Here is a 17,009-nt window from a genome sequence, read left to right as displayed (position 1 = left end):
TGAATAAATGAATCATCGGAAACTGGCGATCATGCGCCTGATGGATTCCAGAAAGAAGTTCACTGCCCGGGAACTGGCAGAACGGTTTGACGTATCGGTTCGTACGATCCAGCGTGATCTGGATGCATTGCAGGCGCTGGGTTTTCCCTTGTACACAGAAGTTGGCGTGAACGGCGGATACCGGGTGTTGCCCAATCGGATTTTGCCACCTCTTCAACTGACACAGCAGGAGGCATTAGGACTATTTATGATGCTGGAATATCTACAGCAAGTCCCGGATTTTCCATATGGATCAATGCGTGGACATCTGGCTGAACAGTATTTCTCTACTTTGCCTGAGGATGTACAGGATCTGATTATGCGAATGAGGGAGCATATCACCTTTGTCCAGCACCCCGGTGGGCATTCCGAGCTTTTAACAACCGAGATATTGGGTGCAGCGGTAGAAAAGAGAGAAATTGAATTTATGTATCATGCCCGCAATGGGCATAAAAAAGTCCAGGTCTTCCCATATGGTATTTACTATGAGCAGGGACATTGGTACATGCCAGCCCGGAATAAGGATCGCGTATTGTTGTATCGGGTGGATCGCATGCAGCAGTTGGCTGTTATGGAATCGGTGGATGAATCTGTTCCCAGTCTGAAGGCATGGCTAGCTGCCAAAGAAGATAGAGCAAGCGTAGAAGTGGTGCTGCATTTCACGGAATTTGGAGCAAGGATTGCTGCGTCAGATGTGTTGTTCAAGTCGGTTGAAGGCCATGAGTGGCGCGGACTTGTTCCACCCGAGGAGTTCTCTTTTACAGCGCGAAAGTTACTCTCCTATGGGCCGGAAGTGAAGGTGGTGTCTCCGCTCGAACTGCAACAGCAGGTTAGAGGGATGCTGGAACGGAGTTTAAGTCAGTATGGTGGGGGATAAAAGATTTCAAACGCTGGATATTAGGGTATCAAGGAAGAGATAAGAAAGGTGTGTAGACAAATGAGCGAAGTTTGGACTAAAGACATCATCCCGACTGTATCCGATAAAGTAGTGATTGTGACAGGTTCGAACGGAGGGTTAGGGTATGAAACGGCATTAGCGTTAGCTGAAAAAGGCGCAAAAGTTATCCTTGCAGTTCGTAATCTGGAAAAAGGTGAAAAGGCAGCTAATAAAATAAAGTCGTCTGTGCATGTAGCTGGAGAGGTGATCGTTATGCAGCTCGACCTTAGCGATTTAGCTAGTATCCGTAAGTTCGCAGCCGCTTTTCTTGAGCAATACGATTCTTTGTCCATTCTGGTTAATAATGCAGGAATTATGAACCCTCCATTCCAGTTGACGAAGGATGGCTTTGAATTGCAGTTTGGTAGTAATCATCTAGGCCATTTTGCGCTTACGGGTCTACTATTGCCTCGATTGATCTCTACTCCAAAATCGAGAGTTGTCACTGTAAGTAGTATGGCAGCTCATAATGGTGCAATTGATTTTAATAATTTAGATGGCTCCAAAGGATATAATCCCATGAAGTTCTACAGTCAAAGTAAGCTAGCCAATCTGATGTTTGCGAAAGAGCTGCAGAATAAATTTAATTCCGCCCATATTGATTCCATGAGTATCGCCGCTCATCCAGGAATTTCGCATACCAATCTATTTTCCTTCGGTTCGGGGAAACAGACCAATATATTCATGCGCAGTCTTTTGAAAATCATTAGTCAACCGGCACATATGGGGGCATTACCTACCTTATATGCTGCAGCAGATCCGACGATCACGGGAGGGGAGTATATTGCTCCCAGTGGTATGGGCGGAACTAAGGGCTATCCCAAGAGCGCTAAGATCATCGAAAAATTATATGATGCTAACATTTCAAACAAGCTATGGAGCGTATCAGAAGAATTAACAGGGGTATATTACAGATTCGACGTGTAGATTTTGCCATTAGGGAAAGTAAACCTTATTATGGAATGGACAGTTAAAAGTTCTTCAGCACGAAAAAGATTAACTGAATGGGGGGCTACCATGATTCGATTCATAAAAGGTTTCACGACCCGCTCTATGCAGAGTCCATGTGATGAACAACGGCGGTTGTTTGCATAGAGCCTGAAATCCACTTCCGTCATATCATTATAGTGCATATCCAATGCGTTCATCGTACGACTCTGCTGCCTTAAAGATTTTAACTTTTAAGGAGTGGAGCAACGTGAAATATATTAATGCGGATACAATCTTTCCGGAAGAATTACTCAAAGAAATACAGCGTCATATCCCCGGAGGCCTGGTCTATATTCCGAGGCCCAAGGATGCCCACAAGAAGTGGGGCGAGAACTCGGGCATCAGAAGAGTTGTCCGGGAGCGGAACGACGAGATCCGCCAGCTTTTTGCTGCGGGAACAACCATCGATCAGCTTGTGGACCAATACTGTTTATCCATCGATAGCATCAAGAAAATTGTATATTGCAAAAAGGGATGAAACGATAGAAGCCATGTTCGAGCAATCGAATGTGGCTTTTTTACTGTAAGAATAAAGAATGGTTATTAAAGCTTTTTTACATATTCGAGGTTGTTAATTACGCGTACAATTCATTTGACGGTACAAGGTTATGCGGTGAGAGTTCATGAATTAACTCCTTAAATCATCTGGTAAGGTTGGTGAATATGAATATAGAAGTGAAATTAACGAATAAAGACGAGGCGTATGTGATTAAAAATATGTACCCGCTATACCTTCATGATCTGTCCGGACATTATGGTCTGGGTGGAGAGCATACCCCGAACGAACATGGCATTTTCGAACCAAGTCCTGATTATAAAACGTTACAGGATCAGTATGATGTACAGAACATCTGGTGGGAAAAACCGGAGTGTCTTTATCCGTTCCTGATTACTGTGGAGGGTACACCGGCAGGTTTTGCGTTTGTGGCTACTCCGCCATATTGTTCACAAGGCACGGATTTTTTTGTACATGACTTCTTTCTGATGCAGCCATTTCGAGGTGTAGGCGTTGCTGAACACGCGGCATCGAGTATCTTCGCAATGTTTAGAGGAAACTGGGAGTTGTTCACCAATCCATCGGAGAACAATAAGATTGGCCAATCTTTCTGGCGGAAAACAGTAGCTAATTATACCGAAGGTAACTATCGGGAAATGTACGGGCAAACGTTCGATGGCTATAAATTGATTTTCCAATTCTCGAATCAACTCTGAAAAATTAAGTGCGGACCTGTATCTAATAAAAAAAGAGAGAGAGTCTCCTTCTGCGGAAAACGCTCTCTCTCCATTGCCTTTTATAGATTGCCGTTGAAATAGTGATACTCGGAATTCACTTCAAAACCAACACTGCGGTACAGATTCAAAGCACGTTTGTTCTCGGTAACAACAGATAGGCGAATATCTGTATAGCTTTGTTTCTTTAGGAGATTCACCAGAATATGAAGCACAGTGCGTCCTATTTTCCGTCCCTGATAAGCGGGTAAGATACAGAAGTTATGAATAAATGCGGTTGTTGCATTAATGGAGTTGACCCGTACCAGCCCAACAGGCAGTTGATTCTGCCACGCAATATAGGTGACTCGGCTGGGTTCATTTGTTTGCATAAAATACTCGCGTGTCCAGTCCTCCGAATCTCCAAAGGCTTGGGAGGAGCAAGTGACCATAAACTCCATATCCTCGGTTTCTGCCACGGCCAACGTTAGTTCAGGTGGCTCCACAACCGAAAGGACCTCATTCACAAGTTGCATCGAGTACTCGGCACGATCATAAATGGCTCCAAGGGATTGGGCAGTAAGAACACCCGGAGATAAACCCTGAGGAACGCGATAACTGAGTTGGTTGATTCCCTGTGGTTTCATGTCCAAGATGGCCCGTTTCAGTAGGCTGCTGAACACACCTTGGCGACGATAATGCGGATGTACGATGGCGTTAATATTTCCGGTTACGACGTCAGAAGCATACCAACTGAGGAGTCCTGCCAATTCACCGTCGCGATAACAGAGGAGTGCATGGTCTCCGTCTTTTTTACTGATATGGTCAAGGTCTGCTTTCAGATGAATGGAATCGAGCTGTTTACATTGTTGTTCGAGTAAAATAATTGCTTCAATCTGTTCCTTGGAGTTATAGACCATGGGAACGACTTGATAAGTTGACATAGCTTTCACACCTTCATTGTTGAAGGAAACACGCAGTTATTGGACCCGCAGGCGCTATCCTTCGAGAGTTGGTCCAGTTGCAATTTTGATCATCATCATTATCTCCTCCAAATCACTTCCCGACGACTATAACACAATCTATGATGAAGATGACACCCAATGGATGTAATTCACTGGGTGTCTGTTCAGATGCGCCCAATAACTGGACATTATATCCTATTGAAGGGATAATTGAGAGTAATACTGACGAGAAAGGGAGGGATTAACCATGCGCAAGTTGGCATCTGTGATGGGGATATTATTTCTTTCCGCCGCCATGTTAATGGGATGTACATCATCTGAACCAGCGGAAAGCACGGAACCCGTCACTCCACCAGCAACGGAACAGCCAAGTCATACGGGGGACCAGAAGGCGACTTCGGAGGAGCAGCAACAAGCGCTCGAAATGTCGCTGGAGTATAAGACAATAGAACTCACCGTGGATGGTAAGAACTATGAGGATACATTAGAGATGGAAGGGTTATTGGCCAAAGGAGAGACCATGAAGCCGTTCCTGACCTCCAGGAATTATGAGGCTTACATGGCTAATCGATATATTGTGTTACCTCTTCAGGTTGCACACATCGAACAAGCGAAGCTGCATCCTGAAAATATACAAACCAAGATCAAAGATAACAAGAGTGACTGGATTCTTGTGGAATACACGCTCGATCTGAAGTTTACAGACGAGAACGGCAAGGAGTTCAAGTCTATTCCGCTATCGGGCGATATCACCTTTTTGCAAGATCAGGGAGAATGGCGCATTCAGGATGATACGTATAACAGGGATGCATTCGCAGAGATCATTAATAGTTCTTTATAGTTCATGAAGTGTTTGTGATTCCGGCACATGGGGGTTGTGCTCGAATTATCCATTATGAATAAGCTCCTTCATATAAGTACGCACTTTAAAATGCGTACTTTTTTTGTGGTGGCATGCCCAGCTAAGTGCGTGCCAAAAGGGTCTCATCGTGATGTTAACTATCAACTCCTGCTAGAAATTTGCAGGGTAAATTTCCTGTAATGATGATATTATTTGGATGATCAACTTACTTATTGCGCTCTTGTAGAATGGGGTTGGGTTCATCATGAGGGAGATTCTCCGAGTCGGTTCTCGTAAGGTCTGGCTTTATATCGTTGCTGCTGTTGTTGTTGGCTTGGTTGCAGGCTATGTCGTCCTCTCTGAGCAGGACTCTCCTAAGTTCCAAAGTGAAAAAGGTATTCTGGATTTAACGCAGGTTCAGGTCAGTACGAATCCGCAACAGTTAACAGGGGAGTGGGCGTTCTACTGGCAAGAGCTACTGTCGCCTGAGGACATAAGGGTTCGTTCGGCAAGGGAAGGAAATCAGGACTACTGGATCAATATCCCGAGCTCTTGGTCTGGCTACCGGTTAGAGGGAGAGACGCTGGGTGGGACAGGTTATGCGACTTATCGACTGGTTATTCAATTAAGCGAGCAGGATCAAAAAGAGCGTCTTGCTCTACGTCTGCCCAGCATTTTTCATGCGTATAAATTATGGGTGAATGGCGAGCTCCTAGCACAAGTTGGTACGGTTGGTCAGGACAAGAACAGCATGACCCCACATCTGGCAACGAGGCTGTTATTTGTTCGGCCTGAAAATGATACGTTAGAGCTGGTGCTACAAGTAGCCAACTTCCAACATAATCGGGGTGGTATTACCAAATACATCGAACTGGGTGGCAGTGATGTACTGACGACCAAGACCAATTTGAATCTTGCCGCCGACATGTTCATCACGGCAAGTTTACTGGTGATTGGTTTGTATAATCTGCTGTTGTTCATGCTGCGACGCAAGGACAGAGCCCCGTTTTATTTTGGCCTGTTCACTGTACTACTTAGTATCCGATCCTCACTCAACGGCGAGCTTGTCCTTACACAATGGCTACCTCATTTCCCTTGGGAATTGCAGTTCAAGATCGAGTATCTGATTCTTTGCGTCAGCGGATATATCATCACCATGTATTTTGATTGTATTTTTCCGAATTATGTGTCGCGATGGTTTCGATTTGCTACCCGGGTCGCAACGGGGGCATCGTGTATCTTTGTTATGGTAACCCCTGCACTTATATATACTCATTTTTTGCTGATCATCGGTGTGATGGTTGTTCTACATATGGTTTATCTGATGTTCGGGCTGGTTCAAGTAGCTTTGCGACGTATGGAGGGAGCATTGATCTTCCTGCTGGTTTCGGTGGTTACTTTGATTACGGTGATCAACGATTTTTTATATTATAACGGATGGTCGCTGATTGGAAATACATCCCCGCTTGGTTTATTGATATTTACGATCGCACAAATGATTCTGCTTTCTTCGAGATTTACGAGGACGGCATCCAATGAGGAGAGAATCTCACGTGAGTTGCAGGATGCTAACGACAAGCTGATCGAAATGAATATTAGCTTGGAACGGACCGTGGATGAGCGCACACGGGCCTTATCTACAGCCCATGATGATCTCCGCACTTCATATAACCGGTTGCTTCACTCCGAGCAAGGGAGGAAGAAGCTTCTTGCCTACATTACGCATGATCTGCGTATGCCGCTGTCCAGCATGCTTGGGTATGTAGAAGCTATACAGGACAGGGTCAAGCCGGAACGCAATGAACAATATCTGAAGTATATCCGGGAGAACACGATAAGGATTAACCGCATGATCGAGGAGTTGTCCTTCTTATCGCATTTGGAGACCGGACAAGTCTCGTACCGAAAGGAGCTGGTTAAGATCATTCCCTTCTTGCGTGATTTTTTTGAACAATATGAGTTGGTTGTACGTGACGGAGGATTAGATTTCACACTGGATATCGGAGATACGGAGGATCAACGATCGAACTTGCCTGTTGTCGAGATGGATGCCAAAAGAGTAGAGCAGGCTTTATTTAACCTAGTGTCGAACGCTATGAAGTTCACCTCCAGCGGAGGGCTGGTGCGTATTGCGCTAGCTGTGGAAGAGGTAAATCATACTCCCCATGCGATCATTAGCATACAGGATTCTGGCATGGGTATTCCTCCGGATCAGCTTGAGCAAATCTTCGAACGTAATTACAGATACGATCGGCCGGGCTTGGGGAATGGAATAGAAGGCAGTGGGCTAGGGCTAGCGATTTGCAGGGAAATCGTACTCGCACAAGGAGGGACAGTTCGAGCGGAGAGCGACGGTAAGATGGGGGCAACTTTCTATGTAACGCTTCCTTGTATCGGCAATGAAGGAAGGGGATGATGGGATGGACACTCACAAAATAATGATCGTTGATGATGATCCTCATATATGCGAGATTGTTCAGGTGTATTGCGAACGTGAGGGGTTTATCTCCACTTACAGCCATAGCGGGACAGAAGCCATGAAGCTGCTTGCATCGTTCGAGCCAGATTTGATTGTACTGGATATATTGCTGGCTAATGAAAACGGCATTGATTGGTGCAGGAATGCGCGTAATTTCACCAGTGCGCCGATTATGTTTCTGAGCAGCCAGGAGGAAGATGAAGTGAAAATTAGCGCATTATCCTATGGTGGCGACGATTATGTGACCAAGCCATTCAGTCCTGGAGTGCTCATGGCCAAGATTAAGGCTCACCTTCGCAGAGTGTCGACGGGCAAAAGGGAACAATTGCTGGAGTTACCGGGTCTGACACTGGATTTCTATAGTCAGTCCGTCAACACGGGGAGTAAACCTATCTATTTATCGAAAAAAGAGTTCAGTCTGCTGTCCTATATGGCACAAAACGTGAATCGTGTCGTCAGTGTCGATACGTTGTTTCAAATCATATGGGGAATGGAAAGTCTGGAGGATACGAGAACAGTGGCTGTACACATCAGTAATTTACGCAAAAAAATCGAGTATGACCCTGCCGACCCCGAGCGAATCATTACGGTTCGGGGGAGCGGATATATGCTGGTTTCTAAATAGTACTTCACAAGCATGAATATAGCAGTAAGGGTGGTAATCTATTATAAATGGGAAAATGGCGTTGGAGCAGTACCTGACGCTATTTTCCCATTTTTTGTTCGTTCCACTAGCTTCGTATTCGACTCAGGGTATTGATTTTTTCAACACCCATCTGCGCTTTTCCATCCTCGTCAAAATGATGTGCCATCTCTCCGAAGAATTAAACGATCCAATACGCACGGATTTAAAGTTTTCTTTAGGTTTCTCAAGTAGGATAATCCATCATGATAAAATCACAGTGGTCGATATAACGACATATTTCAACAAATTGTAACTGATTATTAGCTACGAGGACGTTACATTCAAGCCGGATTAAACGATAATACGTGAAGAAATGGTTGCTGTCCCGCATTAGTACTTGAAGAAGGAAGTGGCTCCGATGGCACGAGTTATATGTATCACATCAGGGAAAGGTGGAGTTGGCAAGACAACGGTCACGGCTAATCTCGGGACTGCCCTTGCATTATCGGGGAGCAGCGTTTGCCTGATCGACGCTGATTTTGGATTGAGAAATCTGGATATTCCGCTTGGTTTGAGCAATAGGGTGATCTATCATATTTCCGATTTCCTGACCGACCGTTGTGCTTTACATCAAGTGATCGTGAAAGATAAGCGAATCAGTACCTTGTCCTTTATCTCCTGTAGTAACGACGCGGTGCATCACGATGATCCGCGAGTTTTTGGCGAGGCCGTGCAGCAAGTAGCCCGGGGTTATGATTATGTGCTGATCGATTCGCCAGCAGGCATTGAAAATGGATTCTGGAATGCAGCTTTAGCAGCAGATGAAGCTATTGTCGTAACTACGCCGCATCGTACGTCGCTTCAAGACGCGGATCGCGTAATCGGATTATTAGAAAATAGGATACCGACTTCTCCACAGCTCATCATTAATATGGCCGACGAACAGGAAGCCCGTTCGGCAACGGTAAAGATGGAGGATATCATCGGTATTCTCAATATTGGTGTGATTGGCGTGATTCATGCCGATGTAGAAGTTATACGTTCCGTACATAAAGGAATCCCGATTGCGCTTGATCCCGAGTTCGAAAGCGGGCAGCGCTTCCGGCATATCGCCCACAATGTGGCGAAGAATCAGCAGGAGCCTTTTATTTCATTAAAATCCAAGAAGCACAGAAGTATTTTTTCGCTTCCTCAAAGACTGAGCTAGGGGGAAAGTAGTTCAATGTAGTCGATTCTGGTATATGAGAGATCGTTTAGACGCGAATCATCTGGAATGGATTACAGACTAGCTAAAGAATTCCTGAAAAAATAGCGGTGTAGGAGTTACCTTCCCTACACCGCTATTTTTTTGTGTCTATCATGCTCTCGCTTGTGAGTTGTTGCTTACTTAAAGTTTTCTTTATAATTCACAATCAGCTCATTTAGCATGATAGAATTCGAGGAGAAAAATCGACATGATTTGCCAGTGTCGGTGTCACAATTCGACTGATAAGAAAGGTCGATGAACGACTTGTAAGTTGGCAGTATCGTACCTTAAAGCAGTCGGATCTCTTCAGTCGGATATTCGAGCTGACGTTGATGTTCCGAACGTGCTGAACGCCGTAGCTAGGACAATGCCATTTCTGTATGTAAAGTTTTATCCCCGCTTGATCTCCACGTGCCGAGCGAACTGACTCGCAGGAAACCAATGATCCCCATCTGGGTCAATGGTTTCCGCTATTAGTCTGGCTTTGTTGATTAGCTAGGTTAGAAACAGGTTTTGGACGGTCTTTTTTAGTTTGATCTATACATAGAAGGGATGAATGAACGTGAAGAAAGTAAGACAGGGATGGAAGGTGAGCCGGCAGGTCCTGATGTGGATGCTGGTGATCAGCTTAATAGTGTCTGCCGTGCCCATATTACCAGCACAATCGGCGGCAGCGGCTGAACTGCCGATGCAGCAGACCAAAGTAACCACATCCAGTGGGTTCCAGGATGTGAGTCCGACGGACTGGTTCCACGATGCAGTCGTCCATGTGCAGGAGAAGGGCATATTCAGCGGAACGAACGCGAGTAGCTTCTCTCCTAAGGGGACCATGACACGTGCCATGTATGTGACGGCACTCGGACGGATGGCCGGAGTCGATGCGGGGGGGTACTCCACTTCAAGCTTTGCTGATGTGCAGGCGGGCAGCTGGTATGCGCCATATGTCGAATGGGCAGTTAAGGAAGGAATTACCGACGGTACGGGCGGAGGAAAATACTCGCCGAATGCCACTGTATCTCGGGAGCAAATGGCGACGATGACGTTGCGGTATTTCGAAAGCGAACAGATCCCTTATCAGACCGAGAATCCGGTCACGACAGAGCCGGGCGATCTCGGGGATGTATCGCCTTGGGCGGCTGATGCAGTCGTCAAGCTGTGGCAAGCCGGTGTGTTCACCGGAGACGCCAAGGGCAACTTCAATCCGCGTGCGCAAGCGACTCGCGCGGAAGCAGCGGTTCTCTTCATGCGCAACAACGCGGTTGTGGAGGCGTGGAAAAATCAGAATCCAACGCCAGTGACGCCTACTCCAACACCAACACCAACACCAACGGTGACACCGACGCCAACACCAACGCCGTCATCCGGCGGGAATAGCGGTGGCGGAACGCCTGGAGACAACGGAAGCAGCCCTGGCGCCGGTTCCACTGCGTATACGCTCACGTTTGAGAGCAACGGAGGTACGCCAGTTGACGCGCAGAAAGTGCGGAAAGGCCAAGCGCTAAATAACCTGCCGGCTCCAACAAAAGAAGGATATATATTCCAAGGGTGGTTTGCGGATAGTGATCTTTCACTCATCTTCGCAAGCGGCAGCACCCTGAACGCGGATACAAAGTTGTATGCGAAGTATACCGATAGCATAGATCGTGCCGTACAGAGCGTACCAAGCTATTCGGTATTGGATGTCGCGCCGAACTTCACCATTAAGGTGCAGGATTCATCGGGCAGTCTAACGGAATCCCAGGTCAAAGAGGGGATGACCTTCGTGGATACGGCAAATCCCGAATTCGAAGGGGTTACCGTCTCTGGCGGGAACGGAGTTTTCACGGTATCGTCAGCAGCCGAAAACGGCAAGTTCGTTGAAGGTAACACATATCAACTTACGTTGACGGATGACAGTTTGTCCTTCCAAGGCCAAGACGCGACGACAAGTATTTATGTATTTAGCGTTGCTAAAAAAGAAGTCATGAATGTTCCACTCAATCCGAACATGATCTACATTCCGTTCACGGATGTCACGGATATGGTGATAAATGGAGCAGATGTCGATTCGCCCGCGATTTCAGTCGTTACTACGACGGTAGGCGGCGAGAATGCACTCGCCGAAGTGAATGCGAGTAGTGGAACGTTCACGTACACCGGAAGCACTGGCACGGTGATTCAAGTCGGTGATACCGTAGCCATCTATGAGGGAGTTAGTCCCGAACTGCGCACAGTCGAAACGACTGGTGAAGACGATGGTGATGTGGCCTATGTCCAGATCACGGCGATAGATGGAAGTGTCTACACCTATGATCACGCAGATGCCAAACAAGTGTTACTCAAGCCAGATGTGCTACCGGTGAGCGTTGAAGCAGATACGGATGGAGAACCCAATAACAAATCCATCACGGTTAAGCATACCGTGATGAACTATAGCGACAGCCTGTATGAGCCACTCGGCTTGGATGAGCTGACTACGGTGGATGTAGGCGACTTTATCGGATTCTATGAAGGTGTATTCGCCAAAGAAGATTTTAAGTCCGTCGGTTATGGGCGAATTACGTCGATTACGCATGCGGCAGAGATGGATATCATTACGTATACCGATGCTACGGTAGAGGACGTCACGAGTGCGTTCAACATCTATCAGAAGCAAGCGATTGACGGGGAAGAGTTATTGTCAAAAGAGCAGATCGCGCAGCTCGAAGAGCAAATTGAGCAGCAAGCGAGAGACAGCGGATTCGTCAATGAAGCGGCGGATTATCTGTCTGACATCGCCATGGAGACGAAGGAAATTCAGGAGATCAAGGCTCAGTCCTCCCTAGCGTCCGGTAAAGGGAGCCGGGTAAGTGTGGAGAATCTGACCGTTGTTGCCTCACTCGGCACGAGGCTGAAGAATATTGACGGCCGAACCTCAGGCGTAAGCGCTACATTACAAGTGGGTGCCGATATTGTTGTCAATATCAATGAAGACAGCGATCTTGTCATCCATATGACCGGTACATTCGTTCAAGAGATAAGCTTGAATCTTGGCGTTAATTCGGATACGAAATGGCATTGGTACAAAATATCGACTTTTTTTGGCGATGTTCCTATTTTCCCAGTCATTGATGATTATGTAATCACGGCGAATCTGGATGCTTATAGCTATACCGGGATGAACATCACGGCAGAGATAGCTCTCGTTGAACACGATAAGTTAAATGATGCACTGAATGACTGGGTGGGCGAGAAGAACGCTGGCAGATTGGGCAAGGTTCAGGACATTGCGACACAGATTAAAGCGGTAATGGCGGGTGTGCAGGATACTGCCGTAGATGCGGAATCGTTGAAGGAAAAGTATCAAGAGATGTTGGAGCAAGACACGGAGTGGGTTCCGTTAATCAAGAAAGAGCTTTTTGAAAACAGCGTACGCGTGGCTTTAGGTATTGTGGAAGTCAAATTTGAAGCGGAGTTTGTGGTCAGTGCTCAAGTGAACCTGACGATCGGGGCAGATTTCTACTATAAGATGGCCAAACGCTACTCTGTGACCTTACGTGTTTTGAGTTTCAGTGGTACGAGCAATACGGTCAGCTTGCCGGGAGACGGCGATTACCAGTTTACCTTCTATGTGATGGGGACGATCGGGTTGCGAGCCGGTATTCATATGGAGGTCAAAGCGGGGATTGGAAGCGTCAAGTTAAATAGTGTTGGACTTGCCGTAGAACCCGGCGTGTATGTGAATCTGTGGGGCTACTTCTATTATCAATTGAAAAATATTAGCGGGGTGAAGACCACCAAGTCTTTAGGGGCCCTCTTCGTCGAGATCGGCATCTATTTGGAGGTCGAACTCGGCGCCCAATTAGGAGATGGAGCGCTCTCAGGCGGCGTGGAGCTGGTCAATGAAGAGTGGCCGCTGTATACGATTGGAGAAGAACAGAACGTCTACGACTTCGCCTATCCACAGGATAAGTCACTCAAAGTGAGCATGGCGGGTTCTGCGTCATCAATCCCTGTACCGGAGTTATGGCTTACGATGAATACGTTTGATTTGACAACAGGCGATACCGATACCCAAGCGTATGATGCCTCGAAGTTCGATATTCAAGTGGACAATGCGAATTTCAAATATAACGAAGCTGACGGGAAGATCGAAGTGGTGGACAAGAACATTCAGGTGAGTGAGGGCAATCTGGTCATCACCTGGAAGGGGGCACCGCTGTCGTTCACATCCGAACCGCTCAAGCGTACGATTCCGTTGAACTGGCTCGCTAGATTGGGTGACTATGTCCTACAACTGGATCCACAGAACGGGGGAGTAACCCAGATTGTCGCTGCCCCGTATAACGCGGCGATCAGCGTGACCACCCCGGTATATCCGGGATATACTTTTGACGGCTGGTACACGGCTGCTTCCGGTGGCACGAAGGTAACGATTCCAAGCCGAATGGCTGCGGAGGATCGGAAACTGTACGCGCACTGGATTGCGAACAAGAATACGCCGTATACCGTTGAGTATTATGTGCTAGACCCGAACAGCAGGATACAGGCTCCGCCTGTGGATACGGAAAATATGACTGGAACAACGGACACGGAGATTCGAATCAGCTCCGACAGGTTTAAGGAGCAAGGCTATGCGACCGGAACGGTGAGCGGCGTATTAATCAAGGGCGACGGCTCTACAGTCGTAAGAGTTAATTACTATCCGGAGAATCGAAAGATGACTTTCGCTGGGGGTTATGCCGGTGCGCCCCAAATCTCGCTAACAGAAGCCGTTGGCAAGAACATCGCTACTCGTATACCTGTACCGACAAGGCAGGGATATACGTTTGCCGGTTGGTCGCCAGAAGTTCCGAGTGCGATGCCGATTGAGGACACTACGTATACAGCGAAGTGGACGGGGAGAGAGGGTACGCCTTATCAGGTCGTATACTTGCTGCAAAATATCGGAAGTGACACCTATACGGTTGCAGATACGGAATCGTATCGTGGAGTTACGGGTACCGAGGCGAATTTAACGGACGTCAAGCCAAGAACCTATGATGGCTTCGTGCGAGACGACAGCATTTCGGTACTGACGGATATAATTGCGAGCAACGGCAAAACGGCGCTGAAGGTGTATTATAAGCGAGATGTATACCAAATGACGGTTGATTACAATGGTTCTGGAGCAGTAAATACAACGGATAAGATTCCATTTGGAGCGACGACACTGCTCCGTCTAGGCACTCCGACAAGGCAGGGATATAGCTTTATGGGATGGTCGCCAACGCCTCCAACCACGATGCCTGCGGAAGATGTCCAGTTTACCGCGCAGTGGGCAATTAACAACTACACCGTAACTTTCGACACTTACGGTGGGTCCGAAGAAGCGGCCCAGACTGTAGGGTATGGTGCTACAATTAATATGCCGATTGAACCAACGAAAGCTGGTTATGTATTCGGCGGTTGGTATAGCGATAGCACGTTGACGAACGCTTACAGCTTCGATGCGCTGGTGACGGCGGACATCACACTGTATGCGAAGTGGCTGATCCCTTACACGGTAAGCTTCGAGAGTAATGAAGGGTCGGTAGTAGATGCCAAAACAGTGCATGAAGGAACCAAGGCTATGGCCCCTGTCACCCCAGAGCGGGAAGGATATGTGTTTAGCGGCTGGTACAGCGACAGAGAGCTAATGAACGCCTATGATTTCACTTCTATGGTGGTGACGGGAGACCTGACATTGTACGCGAAGTGGACGTTATATGTACCGAATACTTACACTGTAACTTTCGAGAGTAACGGCGGATCGGCGGTCACAGAACAGACAGTGAATGAAGGTGCCGTGGCTACTGCTCCTGGCGCTCCGATGCTGGAAGGATATACGTTCTCTGGCTGGTATAGCGATAGCGAATTGACGATCCCTTATGGTTTCACGGAAGGTGTAATGGCGAATGTGATGCTGTACGCGAAGTGGACCAAGAACAGCTACACAGTGAGCTTTAACAGTAACAGCGGATCTTCGGTGATCAGTCAGTCCGTAAGTGAAGGTGACACAGCAATAGTTCCTGACCCGCCGACGCGTGCAGGGCATGTATTTGAAGGTTGGTACAGCAACGCCGGACTGAGTGAAGCCTACAACTTTACGACACCGGTGATGGCTAACCTCACGTTGTATGCGAAATGGACGGCGATCTACACGGTCACCTTCAACAGTAACGGCGGATCATCGGTTAATAGCCAGAATATGGAATACGGTGGCAATGCTATGGAGCCTGCCGTACCGACGAGGGACGGTTATACGTTCAACGGTTGGTACAGCGACGCTGGACTGAATGAAGCCTATAGCTTCATGACATCGGTGACGGGTAACCTCACACTTTACGCGAAGTGGACATTTAATAGCCGCACGGTGAGCTTCGAAAGTAACGGTGGGGCAGCAGTAGGTAGTCAGACGGTGGTTACTGGCGACAAAGCTGTGGCGCCTGCTGCACTGAAATGGGCGGGCTACCGATTCGATGGTTGGTACAGCGATCGTGATCTGGAGAACGTCTACGACTTCAGGACGCCGGTGACGGCAGACATCACCTTGTTCGCCAAGTGGACGAGGACATCGTGGCTGCAAGTGGGTGACGAGCTGGAATTGAATAGCAAGTCCAATATCGTCTTCGACAGTCAAGGGACGCCTTACATGGCTTATATAAAGGACAATAACGAAGTATCTGTGGTGAAATATAAGGGAGGCACGTGGCAGCCCGTCGGCAATCAAAGCGATCTTGAAAAAGCGGGAGGATTGGGGAGCTCAGCTATATCGCTCGGAATAGACAGTAAGGACAAGATTTATGTTGGTTATAAGAACAGCTCAGGTAAAGTAAGCTTTAAGAATTACAATGATGAACATAAGTGGTGGAGACCATTAACTGCTTACCCTGATTTTTATTGGGATGACGGAAAGAGCTGGAGAGAAGTGGATACAGTTAAAGATAGCTTCTTCATTACCTTTGATAAGGATGATAATCCTTTCCTGATGTTTAGAGGTGTTTTGATGGGGAATGTTTCAGAACCATCAATGCTTATGTCATGGAGGTATTATAAAGGTAGTGATTGGAAACAAGAAGCGAGGGTACAGGCATTCGCAGGTCTAAGAGCATTCCTCGCACCGTTACCAAACAATGGCATGTATTTGTTTGCTCCATCTCGTTTATCCAGTGGTCATGGGGCATTAGGATATAGCTTACCAAATAGCTCATCTGGACAGGATAAATTTTGGAAATTATTAGATCCGAAACAATATTCATATCCATCATCTGCGAATATGGATGCTGCATCTGCGCTTGATCCGTCTGGCGTACCTTATATGATCTATCTTAGCAGCTCCAACGTTGTTGAAATGTGGAAATATCCGCACTCCATTCCGTCAGACGATGCGAAATGGGAGAAGGTAAGCACTCCCAGATTCTCGGTAGGTTCGTCTTTAGAAGGAAGCATGGATATGGCTTTTGATAGCGAAGGCACGCCTTACGTTGCTTATCGAGATGCTGCAAATGGCAACAGGGTGACTGTGATGAAATACGAGAACATGGATTGGAGACCGGTAGGGTCTGCCGGATTCTCCAATGATGACGCTCTTGAGCTAGATATTTTCATAGACAGTACCGACCACATTTATGTGAGTTATAAGCAACAAGGTAAAATGAATATTATGAAGTATGATCCAAATTTCAAATAAATTTGATAG

Annotated in this window: 10 protein-coding genes; 9 read left to right on the top strand and 1 reads right to left on the bottom strand. The window is 47.1% G+C overall.

Annotated elements, in window-relative coordinates; genetic code table 11:
* Positions 1-7 precede the first annotated feature (7 nt).
* The 4 genes from V6669_RS29720 (at position 8) to V6669_RS29705 (ending at position 3,178) form a co-directional block, all read left to right on the top strand.
* On the top strand, positions 8-916 hold the full coding sequence (locus V6669_RS29720) for a YafY family protein (RefSeq protein ID WP_338589466.1): 909 nt from the start codon (positions 8-10) through the stop codon (positions 914-916).
* A 60-nt stretch (positions 917-976) separates the two neighbouring features.
* A complete protein-coding gene (locus V6669_RS29715; protein ID WP_338589464.1) occupies positions 977-1,903 on the top strand; it encodes an oxidoreductase in 927 nt (308 codons plus the stop codon).
* A gap of 271 nt (positions 1,904-2,174) precedes the next feature.
* Complete coding sequence (locus V6669_RS29710; RefSeq protein ID WP_338589463.1) at positions 2,175-2,444, top strand: CD3324 family protein; 270 nt, start codon at positions 2,175-2,177, stop codon at positions 2,442-2,444.
* Positions 2,445-2,629: 185 nt separating this feature from the next.
* On the top strand, positions 2,630-3,178 hold the full coding sequence (locus V6669_RS29705; protein ID WP_338589461.1) for a hypothetical protein: 549 nt from the start codon (positions 2,630-2,632) through the stop codon (positions 3,176-3,178).
* Positions 3,179-3,258: 80 nt separating this feature from the next.
* On the opposite strand, the gene V6669_RS29700 is transcribed toward V6669_RS29705, so the two are convergent.
* Positions 3,259-4,119 (bottom strand): GNAT family N-acetyltransferase, encoded by an 861-nt coding sequence (locus V6669_RS29700; RefSeq protein ID WP_338589459.1) that lies wholly within the window; start codon positions 4,117-4,119, stop codon positions 3,259-3,261.
* A gap of 268 nt (positions 4,120-4,387) precedes the next feature.
* Here V6669_RS29700 and V6669_RS29695 point away from each other — a divergent pair, with 268 nt between their 5' ends.
* The 5 genes from V6669_RS29695 (at position 4,388) to V6669_RS29675 (ending at position 17,000) form a co-directional block, all read left to right on the top strand.
* Entirely contained in the window at positions 4,388-4,981 is a 594-nt protein-coding gene (locus V6669_RS29695) for a hypothetical protein (RefSeq protein WP_338589457.1), read from the top strand.
* Between the two features lie 265 nt (positions 4,982-5,246).
* Complete coding sequence (locus V6669_RS29690; protein ID WP_338589456.1) at positions 5,247-7,397, top strand: ATP-binding protein; 2,151 nt, start codon at positions 5,247-5,249, stop codon at positions 7,395-7,397.
* Between the two features lie 4 nt (positions 7,398-7,401).
* Complete coding sequence (locus tag V6669_RS29685) at positions 7,402-8,085, top strand: response regulator transcription factor (RefSeq protein ID WP_338589454.1); 684 nt, start codon at positions 7,402-7,404, stop codon at positions 8,083-8,085.
* A gap of 418 nt (positions 8,086-8,503) precedes the next feature.
* Positions 8,504-9,292, top strand: coding sequence for a septum site-determining protein MinD (gene minD, locus V6669_RS29680; protein WP_338589452.1), 789 nt, complete (start codon positions 8,504-8,506; stop codon positions 9,290-9,292).
* A gap of 601 nt (positions 9,293-9,893) precedes the next feature.
* A complete protein-coding gene (locus V6669_RS29675; RefSeq protein ID WP_338589450.1) occupies positions 9,894-17,000 on the top strand; it encodes an InlB B-repeat-containing protein in 7,107 nt (2,368 codons plus the stop codon).
* Positions 17,001-17,009: the final 9 nt, after the last annotated feature.

The sequence above is a fragment of the Paenibacillus sp. Y5S-9 genome, assembly GCF_036894235.1.
GTDB lineage: Bacteria > Bacillota > Bacilli > Paenibacillales > Paenibacillaceae > Paenibacillus.
Note: the sequence above shows the minus strand (reverse complement) of the source record. Positions and strands in the feature narration are given on the sequence as shown.

Coding starts and splice junctions, on each gene's coding strand:
- V6669_RS29720 (WP_338589466.1), top strand. CDS start 8: ATGAATCATCGGAAACTGGCGATCATGCGCCTGATGGATTCCAGAAAG.
- V6669_RS29715 (WP_338589464.1), top strand. CDS start 977: ATGAGCGAAGTTTGGACTAAAGACATCATCCCGACTGTATCCGATAAA.
- V6669_RS29705 (WP_338589461.1), top strand. CDS start 2,630: ATGAATATAGAAGTGAAATTAACGAATAAAGACGAGGCGTATGTGATT.
- V6669_RS29700 (WP_338589459.1), bottom strand. CDS start 4,119: ATGTCAACTTATCAAGTCGTTCCCATGGTCTATAACTCCAAGGAACAG.
- V6669_RS29695 (WP_338589457.1), top strand. CDS start 4,388: ATGCGCAAGTTGGCATCTGTGATGGGGATATTATTTCTTTCCGCCGCC.
- V6669_RS29690 (WP_338589456.1), top strand. CDS start 5,247: ATGAGGGAGATTCTCCGAGTCGGTTCTCGTAAGGTCTGGCTTTATATC.
- V6669_RS29685 (WP_338589454.1), top strand. CDS start 7,402: ATGGACACTCACAAAATAATGATCGTTGATGATGATCCTCATATATGC.
- minD (WP_338589452.1), top strand. CDS start 8,504: ATGGCACGAGTTATATGTATCACATCAGGGAAAGGTGGAGTTGGCAAG.